Below are 16,585 nucleotides of genomic sequence, written 5' to 3'. Positions count from 1 at the left end.
CCACCGTACCGCCTCGCGCCGCGGCCGTGCGGGGAGCGATGTCGTGTTCACTCATGGCTGCAAACATCAATCTCCCCCGTTCTGTTCCGTATCCTGTGCCCGCGCATTTTCCGGGTGTTCTCCGCCGAGCAGCTCTCGGAGCAATTCGAGCACGCTCCGCACGCTCTCTCTACGGATTTCCGCGCGATCGCCGTTCAATCGCAACGAGGCCACCTTGCCCGCCCCGCAGCGCTCCCCCGAGGGCCCGGCGACGGCCACGTAGACCGTCCCCACGGGCTGTCCGTCCTGCGGATCGGGCCCCGCGACCCCCGTGGTCGCGATGCCCCAGTCGGCCCCCAGACGGGTCCGCACACCCGCCGCCATCTGCAGCGCGACCTCGGGATCGACCGCGCCTCGCTCCGCCAGAAGGGTGCCGTCGACCCCGAGCAGCCGCTCCTTGAGCGGCGTCGCGTAGGCCGTGACGGAGCCGAGGAAGTTCTTCGAGGCCCCGGGGACCCCGGTCAGCTCCGCGGCCACCAGACCGCCCGTGAGGGACTCCGCGGCGGCCAGCGTCTGGCCTCGTTCCGCGAGCAGCTCCAGCACCCGGGCGGCTTCGTTCATCGTCCGTCCGCCTCCGCGGCCGCCGCGGCGCGCTCGGCGGCCAGTCCCCGGCGGCGCAGCGTGACGGCCTGCCGGACGTAGTCGAGGCCGGTGACGACCGTCAGCACGACGGCCACCGCCATCACCCAGAAGCGCAGGGTGGCGAGTGGACCGGTGAGCATCAGCACGTACATGCCGACCGCCGTGCCCTGCGCGAGGGTCTTCATCTTGCCGCCCCGGCTGGCCGGGATGACCCCGTGCCGGATCACCCAGAACCGCATCAGGGTGATCCCCAGCTCACGGGCGAGGATCACACCCGTGACCCACCACGGCAGGTCCCCGAGGTACGAGAGGGAGATCAGGCCGGCCGCCATGATCGCCTTGTCGGCGATCGGGTCGGCGATCTTCCCGAAGTCGGTGACCAGGTTGTACGTGCGCGCCAGGTGCCCGTCGAAGACGTCGGTGATCATGGCGACGGCGAACGCCGCCCACGCCCAGGCGCGCCAGGCCGGGTCGTGCCCGCCGTCCTGGAAGAGCAGCACCACGAAGCCGGGCACGAGCACGAGCCGGACCATGGTGAGGATGTTCGCGATGTTCCAGAGGCCGGCCTGCTTGACGGCCGCGGTGCCCAGCTTGCCGCGGGGCGCCGGCGTACCGGACCCGCCCGTCGCGGATGCCGGCACTCCGGTCATCTGTCCGCCTCCTCGGCACCGGGACCCTGCGCCTCGCCCAGGACGTCGCAGCACTCGGCGACCAGGTCGACGCCCTCGGTGTCCACGACCTTGGCCGTGACCATGCGGCCCGGGGCCAGGCCGAGGCCCTCGGCGGAGTCCGCCGGGAGCAGCACCTGGCCGTCGGTCTCGGGCGCCTGGTGCGCGGCGCGGCCGATCCAGCCGTCGGCCTCCTCGTCGAAGGACTCGACCAGCACCTCCAGGGTCTCTCCGATCCGCTCCTCCGCGCGCTGGGCGGTGAGCTCCTCGGCGAGCCGGGAGAGGTGCGCGAGGCGCGCGTCGACGACGTCCTGGTCGAGCTTGTGCTCGTACGTGGCGGCCTCGGTGCCGTCCTCGTCGGAGTAGCCGAAGACGCCGATGGCGTCGAGGCGGGCGTGGGTGACGAAGCGTTCCAGCTCGGCGAAGTCCGCCTCGGTCTCGCCGGGGAAGCCGACGATGAAGTTGGAGCGGGCGCCGGCGGTCGGGGCCTTGGAGCGGATCGTCTCCAGGAGCTCCAGGAAGCGGTCGGTGTCGCCGAAGCGGCGCATCGCGCGCAGCACGTCCGGGGCGCTGTGCTGGAAGGACAGGTCGAAGTACGGGACGACCTTCTCGGTCGAGGTGAGCACGTCGATCAGGCCGGGGCGCATCTCGGCGGGCTGCAGGTAGCTGACCCGGACGCGCTCGATGCCGTCGACGGCGGCCAGCTCGGGCAGCAGGCTCTCCAGGAGGCGGATGTCGCCGAGGTCCTTGCCGTACGAGGTGTTGTTCTCGGAGACCAGCATGACCTCCTTGACGCCCTGCTCGGCGAGCCAGCGGGTCTCGTTCAGCACGTCCGAGGGGCGGCGCGAGACGAAGGAGCCGCGGAAGGACGGGATCGCGCAGAAGGAGCAGCGGCGGTCACAGCCGGACGCCAGCTTCACCGAGGCGACCGGGCTGGTGTCCAGGCGGCGGCGCAGGGGCGCGCGGGGGCCGGAGGCGGGCGCCAGGCCGTCGGGGAGGTCGGTCGGCACGTTCTCCGGGGCGACGGGCGCCTCGGGCGCCTCAGGCGCCTCAGCGGCCGCGGCGGACCCATGGCCGGGCAGGGCGACCGCCGTGGCGGCCTTCTGGCGCTCCACCGGGGACAGCGGCAGCAGGCTGCGCCGGTCACGCGGGGTGTGCGCCTCGACACTGCCGCCGCTGAGGATGGTCTGGAGGCGGTTGGAGATGTCGGCGTAGTCGTCGAAGCCGAGCACGCCGTCGGCCTCGGGGAGCGCGTCGGCGAGTTCCTTGCCGTAGCGCTCGGCCATACAGCCGACGGCGACGACGGCCTGGGTGCGGCCGTGGTCCTTCAGATCATTGGCTTCGAGGAGGGCGTCGACGGAGTCCTTCTTGGCGGCTTCGACGAAGCCGCAGGTGTTGACGACGGCGACGTCTGCGTCCTCGGCGGATTCGACGAGCTCCCAGCCGTCCGCTGCCAAGCGGCCTGCGAGCTCCTCCGAGTCCACCTCGTTACGGGCGCAGCCGAGAGTGACAAGGGCGACGGTACGGCGTTCGGGCATGGACTCAAGACTACTTCGTCCCGGCCGTACCTCCGCCGCGCAGGGTTCACCCTCGTCACTCACGTCACCGGGATCAGCCGGCCTCGGGGTCTCCCTTGGTGTACGACAAGCGCTCGACCTGGCCGGACTCGAAGGTGTCCTGGACCTTCTTGCCGTTGACGTAGAGCTCGATCGGCCCGGCGTTGCCGAGGATCAGGTCCACGCGCTCGTCGTCCTGGAAGGTCTTGGACTCGCCCGGGAGGAGCAGTCCGTCGAAGAGCAGCTTGCCGTCGTGCGCCTTGGCCGAGATCCAGCTCTTGTCGTCGGTCGCGGTGAGCTTCACGGTGACCTTGTCCTGCGGGACCGCCGCGATGGCGCTCTCGGAGGGCGCGGGCTTGGGGGCGGGCTTCACCGGCTTGGGCTTGGCGCTGGCGGTGGCCTTGGGCGCCGGGGCGGGGCCCTCGGCGACCGCGCCGTTGCCGCGCACGTCGTTCCCGTTGAACATCGTGAAGCCGACGAAGCCGACGACGGCCACGATCGCCGCGACCATGGCGGCGGTCCAGTTGGGGCGGCGCGGCTCGGGGCGGATGCGCTCCGCCTCGAAGAGCGGCGCCGCGGGGGTCGGGGCGGGCCGGCCGCCGTGCTCGGCGTCGTACCGCTCGATCAGGGGGGCCGGATCGAGCCGGACGGCGCGCGCGAGGGTGCGGATGTGCCCGCGGGCGTAGACGTCGCCGCCGCAGCGCGAGAAGTCGTCCTCCTCGATCGCGTGCACGATCGGCACGCGCACTCGGGTGGAGGCGCTGACCTCTTCGACGGTGAGACCGGCGGCGACACGGGCCTGCTGGAGGGCGCGACCGATCGAATCCCGGTCATCTGCCGGGAAGTTCCGGTCGTCCTCGGGGGATTCGGGGGAGTTGCCGATGGACACGAGAGCGCCTTTCGAGCGTGTAGCCACCTGCTGGACGTTCAGTCTATGGGTGGTACGAAAGGGTGGGGCAACCGGGCGGGCGTCGTTTGTACGCCATGAGGCTGGGACATCGTCCTGTCCCTCCCTCCAACTTGACGTATGCCCAAGGGAAACGGTTGCCCTCGTTCCCTTACGAGTGAGTCTCGGCCCGGTCTCGTCACGGCGTCTTCCGGCCACTCCCGCCGGCCGTCGGACTCCCCCGCTCAGCCGTCGGACTCCCCGCGGATCACGGCCAGCACCCCGTCCAGCTCATCCGGTTTGACAAGCACGTCCCGGGCCTTGGATCCCTCGCTCGGTCCGACGATGTTGCGCGACTCCATCAGGTCCATCAGCCGCCCGGCCTTCGCGAAGCCGACCCGCAGCTTGCGCTGGAGCATCGAGGTGGAGCCGAACTGGGTCGAGACGACCAGCTCGGCGGCCTGGCACAGCAGGTCCAGGTCGTCGCCGATCTCCTCGTCGATCTCCTTCTTCTGCTTGGCGCCGACGGTGACGTCGTCCCGGAAGACGGGCGCCATCTGGTCCTTGCAGTGCTGGACGACAAGGGCGACCTCGGCCTCGGTGACGAAGGCGCCCTGCATACGGGTCGGCTTGTTCGCACCCATCGGCAGGAACAGGCCGTCGCCCTTTCCGATCAGCTTCTCGGCGCCCGGCTGGTCGAGGATGACCCGGCTGTCGGCGAGCGAGGAGGTGGCGAAGGCGAGCCGGGAGGGCACGTTCGCCTTGATCAGACCGGTGACGACGTCCACGGAGGGCCGCTGGGTGGCGAGCACCAGGTGGATGCCGGCCGCGCGGGCCAGCTGGGTGATGCGGACGATGGCGTCCTCGACGTCCCGGGGGGCCACCATCATCAGGTCGGCGAGCTCGTCGACGATCACCAGGAGGTACGGGTACGGCTTGAGCTCGCGCTCACTGCCCGGCGGGAGCTGGACCTTGCCGTCGCGGATCGCCTGGTTGAAGTCGTCGATGTGCCGGAAGCCGAAGGCGGCCAGGTCGTCGTAGCGCAGGTCCATCTCGCGCACGACCCACTGGAGGGCCTCGGCGGCCCGCTTCGGGTTGGTGATGATCGGCGTGATCAGGTGCGGGATGCCCTCGTAGGCGGTGAGCTCGACCCGCTTGGGGTCGACGAGCACCATCCGGACGTCCTCCGGGGTCGCTCTTATCATCACCGAGGTGATCAGGCAGTTGATGCACGAGGACTTGCCGGAGCCGGTGGCTCCGGCGACCAGGATGTGCGGCATCTTCGCCAGGTTGGCCATCACGTAGCCGCCCTCGACGTCCTTGCCGAGCGCCACCAGCATCGGGTGGTCGTCCTCCGCCGCCTCGGCCAGCCGCAGCACGTCGCCGAGGTTGACCATCTCACGGTCGGTGTTCGGGATCTCGATGCCGACGGCGGACTTGCCCGGGATCGGCGAGATGATCCGCACGTCGGGGCTGGCCACGGCGTACGCGATGTTCTTGGTCAGCGCGGTGATCTTCTCGACCTTGACCGCCGGGCCCAGCTCCACCTCGTAGCGGGTGACCGTCGGGCCCCGGGTGAAGCCGGTGACGGCCGCGTCCACCTTGAACTCGGCGAAGACGTTGGTCAGCGACTCCACGATCAGGTCGTTGGCGGCGCTGCGGGTCTTGCCGGGCCCGCCGCGCTCCAGCAGGTCCATGGAGGGCAGGGAGTACGTGATGTCGCCGGAGAGCTGGAGCTGCTCGGCGCGCGCGGGCAGGTCGGTCGGCTCGGGCGCCGGCTTCGTCAGGTCCGGCACTCCCCCGGACGCCCGCTCCCCGGCCGCCTTGGCACCGCGCGCGGTCGGCACCGGCTTCGCGGGAGCCCCGGGCGCCTCTGCGGCCTCGGCCGCGGCGGCCGCGACGGCGGCGGCCCGCTCGGCGGTCAGGTCCCGGGTCAGATCGGCGACCAGCGGCGACGGCGGCATCCCGTTGAGGACGGCCCCGTCCAGGGCGGCGGCCGCCGCGGCGGCGACGTCGACCGGGTCGAGCCCGCCGGTGTCGAAGGCCGACGAGGACGGCGTACGGCGCCGGCCGCGCCGCTCCAGGGCCGCGGACTCCGCCCGGTCGGCCCCGTCCGCGTCGTAGCCCGGCCCCGCGCCGGGCGCACGCCGGCGCGCCGGGCGCGCGGGACCGGGCCCGGCCTCGCGCCAGTCGTCGCCGTACGCGTCGCGCGCGTCACGGAGGTCGTCGTGCTCCGGCTCGTACTCCGGCTCGACGATCCCCAGCCGGGCGCCGAGGGCGCGCAGCCGCTGCGGGATCGCGTTGACCGGGGTGGCGGTGACGACGAGCAGCCCGAAGAGCGTGAGCAGCACCAGCAGGGGCACCGCGAGGACCTCGCCCATCATGAAGACGAGCGGCTTGGAGGCGGCCCAGCCGATGAGCCCGCCCGCGTCCTGCATGGCCTTGGTTCCGTCCTCGCGGCCGGGCGAGCCGCAGGCGATGTGCACCTGCCCGAGCACGCCGACGACCAGCGCCGACAGCCCGATCGCGATCCGCCCGTTGGCCTCGGGCTTCTCCGGGTGGAGGATCAGCCGGACGCCGATCGCGCCGACCAGCAGCGGGACCAGCAGGTCGAGCCGCCCGAAGGCGCCGGTGACCAGCATCTCGACCAGGTCGCCGACGGGACCGCGCAGATTGGACCAGGTCCCGGCGGCGACGATCAGGGCGACGCCGAGCAGCAGCAGCGCCATGCCGTCCTTGCGGTGCGCCGGGTCGAGGCCCTTGGCTCCGCGCCCTATCCCCCGGAACATCGCGCCGACACCGTGCGCGAGACCCAGCCAGAGCCCGCGCACGAGCCGGTAGAGGCCCCCGGTCGGGGACGGCGCGGGGCGCGGCGCGGCCTTCTTCGCGGCGGTCTTGCGCGCGGGCGCGCGCTTGGCGGGCGCCGCCTTCTTGGCGGGCGCCTTCTTCGCGGCAGGCTTGGCGGGCGCCTTCGCGGGCACCGCCTTCTTCGCGGTGCCGGTCGTACGGCCGGCGCGCGGCTTCGCGGTGCCCGCCGTGCCCTGGGAACCCTTGCCGGACGTACGTGAGGCCATGATGCTGAGGTTACCGGTGTACGCGGCCGGGGAAACAGCTCACCCGTTCGTGTCGCCGCTACGGGGCGCGAAACTGACGCCCGCTCACGGCCGACGCCCTACGGGTGACGTTCCGCGCCGGCGCGCGGGCGAAGCGGAGTGACGCCGGGTCAGCTCTGCGCGGGCAGCGTGGGCGCGCCGCCCGTGCCCGGTTCCAGGGCGTCGAGGGCACGGCGGAGCCCGGTGAGCTTGCGCTCCAGATGGGCCGCGGTGGCGACGGCCGCCGCGTCGGCGGAGTCGTCGTCGAGCTGCTTGGACAGCGCCTCGGCCTGCTCCTCGACCGCCGCCAGCCGGGCGGAGAGCTCGGCGAGCAGCCCCGCGGACTCCTTGGCGTGCCCGTTGTGTCCGCCGCCCTCCAGCTGGAGCCGCAGCAGCGCCGCCTGCTCCCGGAGCTGGCAGTTCTTCATGTACAGCTCGACGAAGACGGAGACCTTGGCCCGCAGCACCCACGGGTCGAACGGCTTCGAGATGTAGTCGACCGCGCCCGCCGCGTATCCCCGGAAGGTGTGGTGCGGGCCGTGGTTGATCGCGGTGAGGAAGATGATCGGGATGTCCCGGGTCCGCTCGCGCCGCTTGATGTGCGCCGCCGTCTCGAACCCGTCCATGCCGGGCATCTGGACGTCCAGCAGGATGACCGCGAAATCGTCGGTCAGCAGCGCCTTGAGCGCTTCCTCCCCGGACGATGCCCGCACCAGCGTCTGATCGAGCGCCGAGAGAATGGCCTCCAGCGCCAGCAGATTCTCCGGCCGGTCATCGACCAGGAGGATCTTGGCCTTCTGCACCATGCCCCGTCCTCCTCGCCCCGGCACTGTCTCGCTCCGGCTCCGCGAGCCGGGGGAAGCACCGGGCGCCGCCCCAGAAGACGACTCCCATGCGCCGTCCGTCCTTGTGCCGGTCATCGTAGCCGCACCCCGCCCGTCGCCACACCCTGTCACCGCATTGTCACTGAGCACGGCCCCGTGCCCGTACGTCGAACGCGGTGGGAGACCAGAAGGTTCCCCGTCCCCGGGCCTCTCACACCCGGATGGCACCGGCCCGCCGGCCGACCGGTGCCACCGGCCCCGCTCAGCCCTCCCCGTCCCGCATCCACTTCTCCATCTCGGTCAGCAGGAAGTCCGGGTCGACGGGCTTGGTCACATAGGCCGAGGCGCCCGACTCCAGTGCCTTCTCCTTGTCCCCCTTCATCGCCTTCGCCGTCAGCGCGATGATCGGCAGCCCCGCGAACTGCGGCATCCGCCGGATCGCGGTCGTCGTCGCGTACCCGTCCATCTCCGGCATCATGATGTCCATCAGCACGACCGACACGTCCTCGTGCTGCTCCAGCACCTCGATGCCCTCGCGCCCGTTCTCCGCGTACAGCACCGCGAGCCCGTGCTGCTCCAGGACGCTGGTGAGGGCGAAGACGTTGCGGATGTCGTCGTCGACGATGAGCACCTTCTCCCCGGCGAAGCCGAAGGTACGGCGCGGAGCCGGCTCCGGCCGCTCCTCCGGCTCGGCCGCGCCGGTCCGCTCCGGCTGCCCGGGAAGGGCCGCCCGCGGCTGCTCGACCGCCTTGCGCCGGTGCCGGAACAGCGCCCCGGACCTCGCCTCGGCCGGCGGCGCCGGCGCGAAGTGCACGAGCCCGTCGCCGAAGTCGCCCACCGGCGTGTGCGCCCCGGCGGCCTCCGGCGGCTCCTGCCCGTGCCCGGGGTGCGCCGTCTCGCCGGGGCTCAGCGGCAGATACAGCGTGAACGTCGAGCCTCGGCCCGGCTCGCTCGCCGCGTGGATCTCGCCGCCCAGCAGCCGCGCGATCTCCCGGCTGATCGAAAGCCCCAGCCCCGTACCCCCGTACTTGCGGCTGGTCGTGCCGTCCGCCTGCTTGAACGCCTCGAAGATCACCCGCATCTTGCCCGGGGCGATGCCGATGCCGGTGTCCGTCACCGAGAACGCGATCAGGTCCGCGTCCGGGTCGCGCAGCGTCCCCGCCTCCAGGAGCTGCTCCCGGATCGACTGCGGCACGTCCGCGCCCGCCGGCCGGATCACCAGCTCCACCGCGCCCGTGTCGGTGAACTTCACCGCGTTGGACAGCAGGTTGCGCAGCACCTGGAGCAGCCGCTGCTCGTCGGTGTGCAGGGTGGCCGGCAGCTCGGGCGACACCCGCACCGAGAAGTCCAGCCCCTTCTCCGCGGTCAGCGGCCGGAAGGTCGCCTCCACGTAGTCGACGAGCTGCACCAGCGCGATCCGGGTCGGCGAGACGTCCATCTTGCCCGCCTCGACCTTCGACAGGTCCAGGATGTCGTTGATCAGCTGGAGCAGGTCGGAACCCGCCCCGTGGATCGTCTCGGCGAACTCCACCTGCTTCGGCGTCAGATTGGTGTCCGCGTTGTCGGCGAGCAGCTTCGCCAGGATCAGCAGCGAGTTGAGCGGCGTGCGCAGCTCGTGCGACATGTTCGCCAGGAACTCGGACTTGTAGCGCATCGACACCGCGAGCTGCTCGGCCCGCTCCTCCAGGACCTGCCGGGCCTCCTCGATCTCGGTGTTCTTCACCTCGATGTCCCGGTTCTGACGGGCCAGCAGCTCCGCCTTGTCCTCCAGCTCCGCGTTGGAGTTCTGCAGCTCCTTCTGCCGGTGCTCCAGCTCCGCCGACCGCTCCCGCAGCTGCTCGGTGAGCTCCTGCGACTGCTGGAGCAGCACCTCGGTACGGGTGTTGACGCTGATCGTGTTGACCGTGGTCGCGATCAGCTCGGCGATCTGGTTGAGGAAGTCCCGCTGGATCTGCGTGAACGGCTGGAACGACGCCAGCTCGATCACGCCCAGCACCCGCCCCTCGAACAGCACCGGCAGCACGATGACGTGCGCCGGAGCCGCCTCGCCGAGCCCGGACGAGATCTTCAGATAGCCCGGCGGCACATTGACCTGGATGGTCCGCTTCTCCTCCGCCGCCGTCCCGATCAGCGTCTCCCCGGGCCGGAACGAGGTCGGCATCGACCCGGCGGAGTAGCCGTAACTGCCGCGCATCCGCAGCTCGTACGAGCCCTCCCCCTCGCCCAGCGGCTCGGCGTCGTTGTGCGCGGAGCCCGTCGGCATCGCCACGAAGAAGGCGCCGTGCTGGGCCGAGACCACCGGCGTCAGCTCGCTCATGATGAGCGAGGCCACGTCGTCCAGGTCCCGCCGGCCCTGCATCAGACCGGAGATCCGGGCCAGGTTGCCCTTGAGCCAGTCCTGCTCGTCGTTGGCGAGGGTGGTGTCGCGCAGGTTGGAGATCATCGTGTTGATGTTGTCCTGGAGCGCCTGGATCTCACCGGCCGCGTCCACGCCGTCGATCTTCACGTTGAGGTCGCCGCGCGTCACCGCCGTGGCGACCGCCGCGATCGCCCGCACCTGACGGGTCAGGTTCCCGGCCATCTCGTTCACCGACTGGGTGAGGTCCGACCAGGTGCCCTCCACGTCCCGCACCCGGGCCTGACCGCCGAGCTGCCCGTCCGTACCCACCTCGCGGGCCACGCGCGTGACCTCCTCGGCGAAGTTCGACAGCTGGTCGACCATCGTGTTGATGGTGCTCTTCAGCTGCTGGATCTCGCCGCGCGCGTCGATGTCGATCTTCTTGGTGAGGTCGCCCTTGGCGATGGCCGTGGTGACGGCGGCGATCTGGCGCACCTGACCGGTCAGGTTGTCGGCCATCGAGTTCACCGACTCGGTCAGGTCCTTCCAGGTGCCCGACACCCCGGGCACCCGCGCCTGGCCGCCCAGTTCGCCCTCGGTGCCCACCTCCCGGGCCACGCGGGTCACCTCGTCGGCGAACGAGGACAGCGTCGTCACCATCGTGTTGACGGTGTCGGCGAGCTCGGCGACCTCGCCGCGCGCGTCCACGGTGACCTTCTTGGTCAGGTCGCCGTTGGCGACGGCCGCCGAGACCCGGGAGATGTTCCGCACCTGGCTGGTGAGGTTGTTGGCCATCAGGTTGACGTTGTCGCTCAGGTCCTTCCAGATGCCCGTCACCCCGCGCACCCGCGCCTGCCCGCCGAGGATGCCCTCGGTGCCCACCTCGCGCGCCACCCGGGTCACCTCGTCGGCGAAGTTCGACAGCTGGTCCACCATCGTGTTGACGGTCGTCACCAGCTCCAGGATCTCGCCCTTGGCGTCCACGGTGATCTTCTTCGACAGGTCGCCGCGCGCGACCGCCGTGGTGACCTCGGCGATGTTCCGGACCTGGAAGGTCAGGTTGTTCGCCATGAAGTTCACCGACTGGGTCAGGTCCTTCCAGGTGCCGGAGACCCCCTGCACCTCGGCCTGACCGCCCAGGATGCCCTCGGTGCCCACCTCGCGGGCCACCCTCGTCACCTGGTCCGCGAAGCTGGACAGCTGGTCCACCATCGTGTTGAGGGTGTTCTTCAGCTCCAGGATCTCGCCCCGCGCGTCCACGTCGATCTTCTGCGACAGGTCGCCGCGGGCCACCGCCGTCGCGACCTGCGCGATGTTGCGGACCTGCGCCGTCAGGTTCCCGGCCATGCCGTTCACCGAGTCGGTCAGGTCCCGCCACACGCCGGCGACGCCCGGCACCTGCGCCTGACCGCCCAGCCGCCCGTCCGTACCCACCTCGCGGGCCACCCGGGTCACCTGGTCCGCGAAGGCCGAGAGCTGGTCGACCATCGTGTTGATGGTGTTCTTCAGCTCCAGGATCTCCCCGCGCGCGTCCACGTCGATCTTCTGCGACAGGTCGCCCCGCGCCACCGCCGTCGTCACCTGCGCGATCTGCCGCACCTGCGAGGTCAGGTTGCCGGCCATGAAGTTCACCGAGTCGGTGAGCTCCCGCCAGCGCCCGGACACGCCGTCCACCCGGGCCTGACCGCCCAGCCGGCCCTCCGTGCCCACGTCCCTCGCCATCCGCGTCACCTGGTCGGCGAAGGACGACAGCTGCGACACCATCGTGTTGACGGTGTTCTTCAGCTCCAGCATCTCCCCGGCCACGTCCACCGTGACCTTCTGCGACAGGTCGCCGTTGGCCACCGCCGTCGTCACCTGCGCGATGTCCCGCACCTGGCCGGTCAGGTTCCGGAAGGCCGTGTTCACCGAATCGGTGAGGTCCTTCCACGTACCGGCCGCACCCGGCACCTCGGCCTGACCGCCCAGCAGACCCTCGACGCCGACCTCCCGCGCCACCCGGGTCACCTCGGAGCCGAACGCCGACAGCTGGTCCACCATCGTGTTGACGGTGTTCTTCAGCTCCAGCATCTCCCCGGCCACGTCCACCGTGACCTTCTGCGACAGGTCGCCGTTGGCCACCGCCGTCGTCACCTGCGCGATGTCCCGCACCTGCGTGGTGATGTTCCGGAAGACCGTGTTGACCGAGTCCGTCAGGTCCTTCCACGTGCCCGCCGCGCCCGGCACCTGCGCCTGCCCGCCGAGCAGACCCTGCGCGCCGACCTCGCCGGAGACCCGGGTCACCTCGTCCGCGAAGGTCCGCAGCGTCTCCGTCATCTGGTTGATCGTGTCCGCGAGCTGCGCGATCTCGCCCCGCGCCGACACGCGCACCTTCTGCGACAGGTCGCCGTTGGCCACCGCCGTGGTGACCTCGGCGATACCCCTCACCTGATTGGTGAGATTTCCCGCCATCGTGTTGACGGAATCCGTGAGGTCCTTCCACACCCCGGCGACCCCGGCCACCTCCGCCTGGCCGCCCAGCTCCCCCTCGGTGCCCACCTCACGCGCCACCCGGGTCACCTCGGACGAGAACGAGGAGAGCTGGTCCACCATCCGGTTGACGGTGTTCTTCAGCTCCAGCATCTCGCCGGCCACGTTCGCCGTGACCTTCTGCGACAGATCGCCGTTCGCGACCGCCGTCGTCACCAGCGCGATGTCCCGCACCTGCGCCGTCAGCCGGTTCGCCATCGTGTTGACCGAGTCCGTGAGGTCCTTCCACGAACCCGACATCCCCCGGACCTGCGCCTGCCCGCCCAGCTTGCCCTCGGTGCCCACCTCCAGGGCGACCCGGGTCACCTCGTCGGCGAACACCGACAGCTGGTCGACCAGGTTGTTCACGGTACGGGCGACCTTCAGGAACTCGCCGCGCAACGGCCGCGTCGTCCCGTCCGCCCCCTCCGAGCGCAGCTCCATCCGCTGCCCCAGATCACCCTCGGCCACCGACGAGAGCACCCGCCCGACCTCGGAGACAGGCCGCGCCAACTCGTCCACCAGCGCGTTCGCGGCCTCCACGGCCGCCGCCCACGCCCCCTCGCCGGCCCCGGTCTCCAGCCGCTCCGACAGCTTGCCCTCACGGCCCACCACCCGGCGCACCCGCGAAAGCTCCCCCGTCAGATGCGTCTGCCGGTCCGCGAGCTCGTTGAAGACGGCGGAGATCTCCGCCATCACCCCGTCGCCGGAGACCGGCAGCCGCTTGCGGAAGTTCCCGTCGCGCATCGACGCCAGCGCCCCGAGCAGCCGCTGCAGCGCCGCCGCGTCCACCTGCACCGTGCCGCCGCCCCGGGACCGCCCGCCACCGGAGGCCCCCCACGCCCGCGAACCGCCACCGCGCCGCGTCGTCGTGCCAGACTCCACCGTGTCCCTCCCGAAGGGGTCGACCATGCACTCGGTCTCTCGCTACCAGCCTGCCCAGTGTTTCACCGTGTCCGAACCAGGCCATAACAGTTCGGCAGCTTCGCACAACGTCCCCACCCCCGGGGGACGGAAACAGCGATGACCGGCATCCGCTGGGACAGCGAAGGTAAGTAACCTGGCATCCGGCTGTCCACCCGCCCCGGTCCGCCCGGCGGCGGGGTGCGGTGCGGACGGCCGGAAAGAGCACAGGCGGCGGGAGGGGCAGACCGACCATGGCGGAGCCGGGTGTCGAGACGCGTACGAGGAGTTCAGTGATCACCGCGCGGGCGGCTGCCAGTTTCGATCCCGTCGGACGGTCCGTGGCCACCGCCCGGGCCTTCGTCCGGGACACCCTCCAGGGCTGGGGGTACGCCGAGGTCGTCGACGACGCCGTCGTCCTCACCAGCGAACTCGTCACCAACGCCGTCATCCACGCCGGCACCGCCGCCGACGTCCTCTGCCTGCGCGCCGACGACGGCGTCCGCATCGAGGTCGCCGACCGCTACCCCGAGCGCGAGATCCCGGTCCAGCAGGGCCGCGCCATGACCGGCCCCGACCGCGAGAACGGCCGGGGCCTGCTGCTCTGCGCCGCCCTCGCCACCCGCTGGGGCGTCGAGTACAGCCCCACCCGCAAGCACGTCTGGTTCCACCTCGACCTGCCCGAGCGGCCCGTCGGCACCCGCTCCGCGGGCCCCGTCCTGCCGGACCCCCTCCTCCCCGTCACCGAGAGCCGCGTCCGCGTCGCCGTCGTCCAGATCGACCGCGGCGGCGCCATCGCCGCCTGGAACGAGGACGCCGAGGAGCTCTTCGGCTACGGCTCCGAGCAGGTCACCGGCAAACCCCTCGGCGACCTCGCCGCCTGGCCCCACACCCCCGGCATCGGCACCGGCCTCGCCGAGGCCCTGCGCCTGTCCCGCTGGGAGGGCAGCTACGGCATCCGCTGCGCCGACGGCCGCGTCATCCCCGTCTACGCCTCCCACCTGCGCGTCCGCGACGCCCAGGGCGAGCCGTCCACGGTCTGCCTGCTCGTCCGCGAGTACGAGCGCGCCGTCCTCCAGACCCCGCAGCGCCCCGCCGCCTCCGACGCCGGCCCCGAGAGCCGCACCGCCGCCGACCCCTTCGAGGTCTTCATCGGCTCCCCGGCCCCCGACGACCTCGACGGCCTCCTCCAGCGCACGGTCGAGCGCGCCCGCGACATGCTCGACGGCGACTCCGCCTTCCTCCTCCTCGCCACCGACGACGAGACCGAACTGGAGGTACGGGCCACCACGGGCCTGCCCTCCGCCCGCCAGCGCTTCGCCCGTGTCCCCGTCGAGACCGGCGCCAGCCGCTACGGCTCCGCCCGGATGCCCGCCGTCCACGAGGACCTGGCCGCCGTCCCCGGCGCCGTACCCCTCCTCGAAGGCACCGGGATGCGCTCGGTCGTCACGGTCCCGCTCAAGGTGGAGGGCCGCCTCACCGGCTCCCTCGGCGTCGCTGCGGAAGGTGCCAACCGCTACTCCAACGAGGAGGCCCTGCGCCTCCAGTTTGCCGCCGACCGGATCGCGCTCGCCGTCGAGTCCGCCCGCCTCGGCGAGCTCGAACGCCTGCGCCGCGGCTCCCTCAGCTTCCTCGTCGAGGCCTCCGACCTGCTGGCCGGCACCCTCGACCGCGACCAGACGCTGGCCCTGATGGCCCAGATGACGGTCCCGACCCTGGCCACCTGGTGCGCCGTCTACACGATCGCCGACCAGGCCTCCGACCCGTACCTCTCCTACGTCCTGCACGAGGACGAGGACCTGATCGACGGCCTGAAGGCCCTGCTGGTGTCGATCTCCCCGCCGGACCCGGTGACCACGCCCGGCGCCCGCGTGTGGACGGCCCCGGGCGACGCCGCGCACCGTGCGGCCCTCAACGCCTCGATGCGCGAACTCGACGCCCCCGGCGGCCCGATGTCCTCCGGCATCGGTACGGCCCTGGCGACCGCCACGGCCGTCGGCGGCGAGACGGTGGTCCTGCCCCTCGTCGCCCGCAACCGCGTCATCGGCATGCTGACCCTCGGCAAGCCCTCGGACGACCACTTCCGCCAGGAGATCCTGGAGCTCGCCGAGGACCTCTCCCGGCGCGCCGCCCTGGCCCTGGACAACGCCCGCCTGTACTCGGAGCGCACGGCCATCAGCCGCTCCCTCCAGCGCAGCCTGCTGCCGCCCGGCCTCCCCGTCGTCCCGGGTGTCGAGGTCGACGTCATCTACCGCGCGGCCGGCGAGGGCAACGAGGTCGGCGGAGACTTCTACGACCTCTTCCCGATCCGCGACGGCGCGTACGGCTTCGCCATCGGCGACGTCTGCGGTACGGGCCCGGAGGCCGCCGCCGTCACGGGCCTGGCCCGGCACGCCCTGCGCCTGCTGGCCCGCGAGGGCTTCGGCGGCCCGGCCGTCTTGGAGCGCCTGAACGCGGCGATCCTCGACGAGGGCGCCCGCAGCCGCTTCCTGACCCTGCTGTACGGCGAGATGCGCCCGCAGGAGGACGGCTCGGCGGTCCTGAAGGTCGTCTGCGCCGGCCACCCGCTCCCGCTCCGTCTGAGCCAGGACGGCACGGTCCGCCCCGCGGCGGACCCGCAGCCCCTCCTCGGCGTCATGGACGACCTGGAGCTGTACGAGCAGACGGTCACCCTGGACCCGGGCGACGTCCTCCTGTGCGTCACGGACGGCGTCACCGAACGCCGCGAGGGCACCAGGATGCTGGGCGACGACGGCCTCACGGAGGTCCTGAGGTCGTGTACGGGCCTGACGGCCGGCGCGGTCGCCTCCCGCGTCCTGCGCGCGGTCGAGCGCTTCGCCCAGGAGCCGGCCTCGGACGACATGGCCATCCTGGCCCTCCGCATCCCGGAACCGCACAACCGCTGAAGCGGAGAAGAGGAGGGGGGAGGGGAAGGTCAACAGCCTTCCCCTCCCCCCCTCCTCTCATCCCCCGGAAACACAAAAAGGCCCCCGCCATCAGGCGGGGGCCTTTTCTCTGAGCCCTTTAACGGAATCGAACCGTTGACCTTCTCCTTACCATGGAGACGCTCTACCGACTGAGCTAAAAGGGCGGGTTGTTCGGCGGCGTCCTACTCTCCCACAGGGTCCCCCCTGCAGTACCATCGGCGCTGAAAGGCTTAGCTTCCGGGTTCGGAATGTAACCGGGCGT

General features: G+C 71.6%; 8 protein-coding genes, 1 tRNA gene and 1 rRNA gene. 1 reads left to right on the top strand and 9 read right to left on the bottom strand.

What is annotated here, in order from left to right; translation table 11 throughout:
- Positions 1-66: 66 nt before the first annotated feature.
- From ACZ6J5_RS14910 to ACZ6J5_RS14880, 7 genes are all read right to left on the bottom strand, one after another.
- A complete protein-coding gene (locus tag ACZ6J5_RS14910; protein ID WP_469391401.1) occupies positions 67-600 on the bottom strand; it encodes a CinA family protein in 534 nt (177 codons plus the stop codon).
- Positions 597-1,271 (bottom strand): CDP-diacylglycerol--glycerol-3-phosphate 3-phosphatidyltransferase, encoded by a 675-nt coding sequence (gene pgsA, locus ACZ6J5_RS14905; protein ID WP_469391399.1) that lies wholly within the window; start codon positions 1,269-1,271, stop codon positions 597-599. The genes ACZ6J5_RS14910 and pgsA overlap by 4 nt, the downstream gene beginning before the upstream one ends.
- Complete coding sequence (rimO, locus tag ACZ6J5_RS14900; RefSeq protein WP_469391397.1) at positions 1,268-2,827, bottom strand: 30S ribosomal protein S12 methylthiotransferase RimO; 1,560 nt, start codon at positions 2,825-2,827, stop codon at positions 1,268-1,270. Before rimO ends, pgsA begins: the two co-directional genes overlap by 4 nt.
- A gap of 73 nt (positions 2,828-2,900) precedes the next feature.
- Positions 2,901-3,734 carry a helix-turn-helix domain-containing protein gene (locus ACZ6J5_RS14895; protein WP_469391395.1) on the bottom strand — a complete coding sequence of 278 codons (834 nt, stop codon included), beginning with the start codon at positions 3,732-3,734 and terminating at the stop codon, positions 2,901-2,903.
- Between the two features lie 242 nt (positions 3,735-3,976).
- Complete coding sequence (locus tag ACZ6J5_RS14890; protein ID WP_469391393.1) at positions 3,977-6,805, bottom strand: DNA translocase FtsK; 2,829 nt, start codon at positions 6,803-6,805, stop codon at positions 3,977-3,979.
- A 149-nt stretch (positions 6,806-6,954) separates the two neighbouring features.
- A complete protein-coding gene (locus ACZ6J5_RS14885) occupies positions 6,955-7,629 on the bottom strand; it encodes a response regulator (protein ID WP_351661616.1) in 675 nt (224 codons plus the stop codon).
- A gap of 280 nt (positions 7,630-7,909) precedes the next feature.
- Positions 7,910-13,378 carry a HAMP domain-containing protein gene (locus ACZ6J5_RS14880; protein WP_469391391.1) on the bottom strand — a complete coding sequence of 1,823 codons (5,469 nt, stop codon included), beginning with the start codon at positions 13,376-13,378 and terminating at the stop codon, positions 7,910-7,912.
- A gap of 272 nt (positions 13,379-13,650) precedes the next feature.
- Between ACZ6J5_RS14880 and ACZ6J5_RS14875 the strand changes: the two genes are divergently transcribed.
- Entirely contained in the window at positions 13,651-16,302 is a 2,652-nt protein-coding gene (locus ACZ6J5_RS14875) for a SpoIIE family protein phosphatase (protein ID WP_469391389.1), read from the top strand.
- A gap of 112 nt (positions 16,303-16,414) precedes the next feature.
- Here the strand turns inward: ACZ6J5_RS14875 and ACZ6J5_RS14870 are convergent.
- A tRNA-Thr gene (locus ACZ6J5_RS14870) sits at positions 16,415-16,487 on the bottom strand.
- 5 nt (positions 16,488-16,492) lie between these two features.
- Positions 16,493-16,585: ribosomal RNA gene (gene rrf, locus ACZ6J5_RS14865) — 5S ribosomal RNA — on the bottom strand; the annotation flags it as partial.

The organism is Streptomyces sp. NPDC042100 (assembly GCF_055582325.1).
Note: the sequence above shows the minus strand (reverse complement) of the source record. Positions and strands in the feature narration are given on the sequence as shown.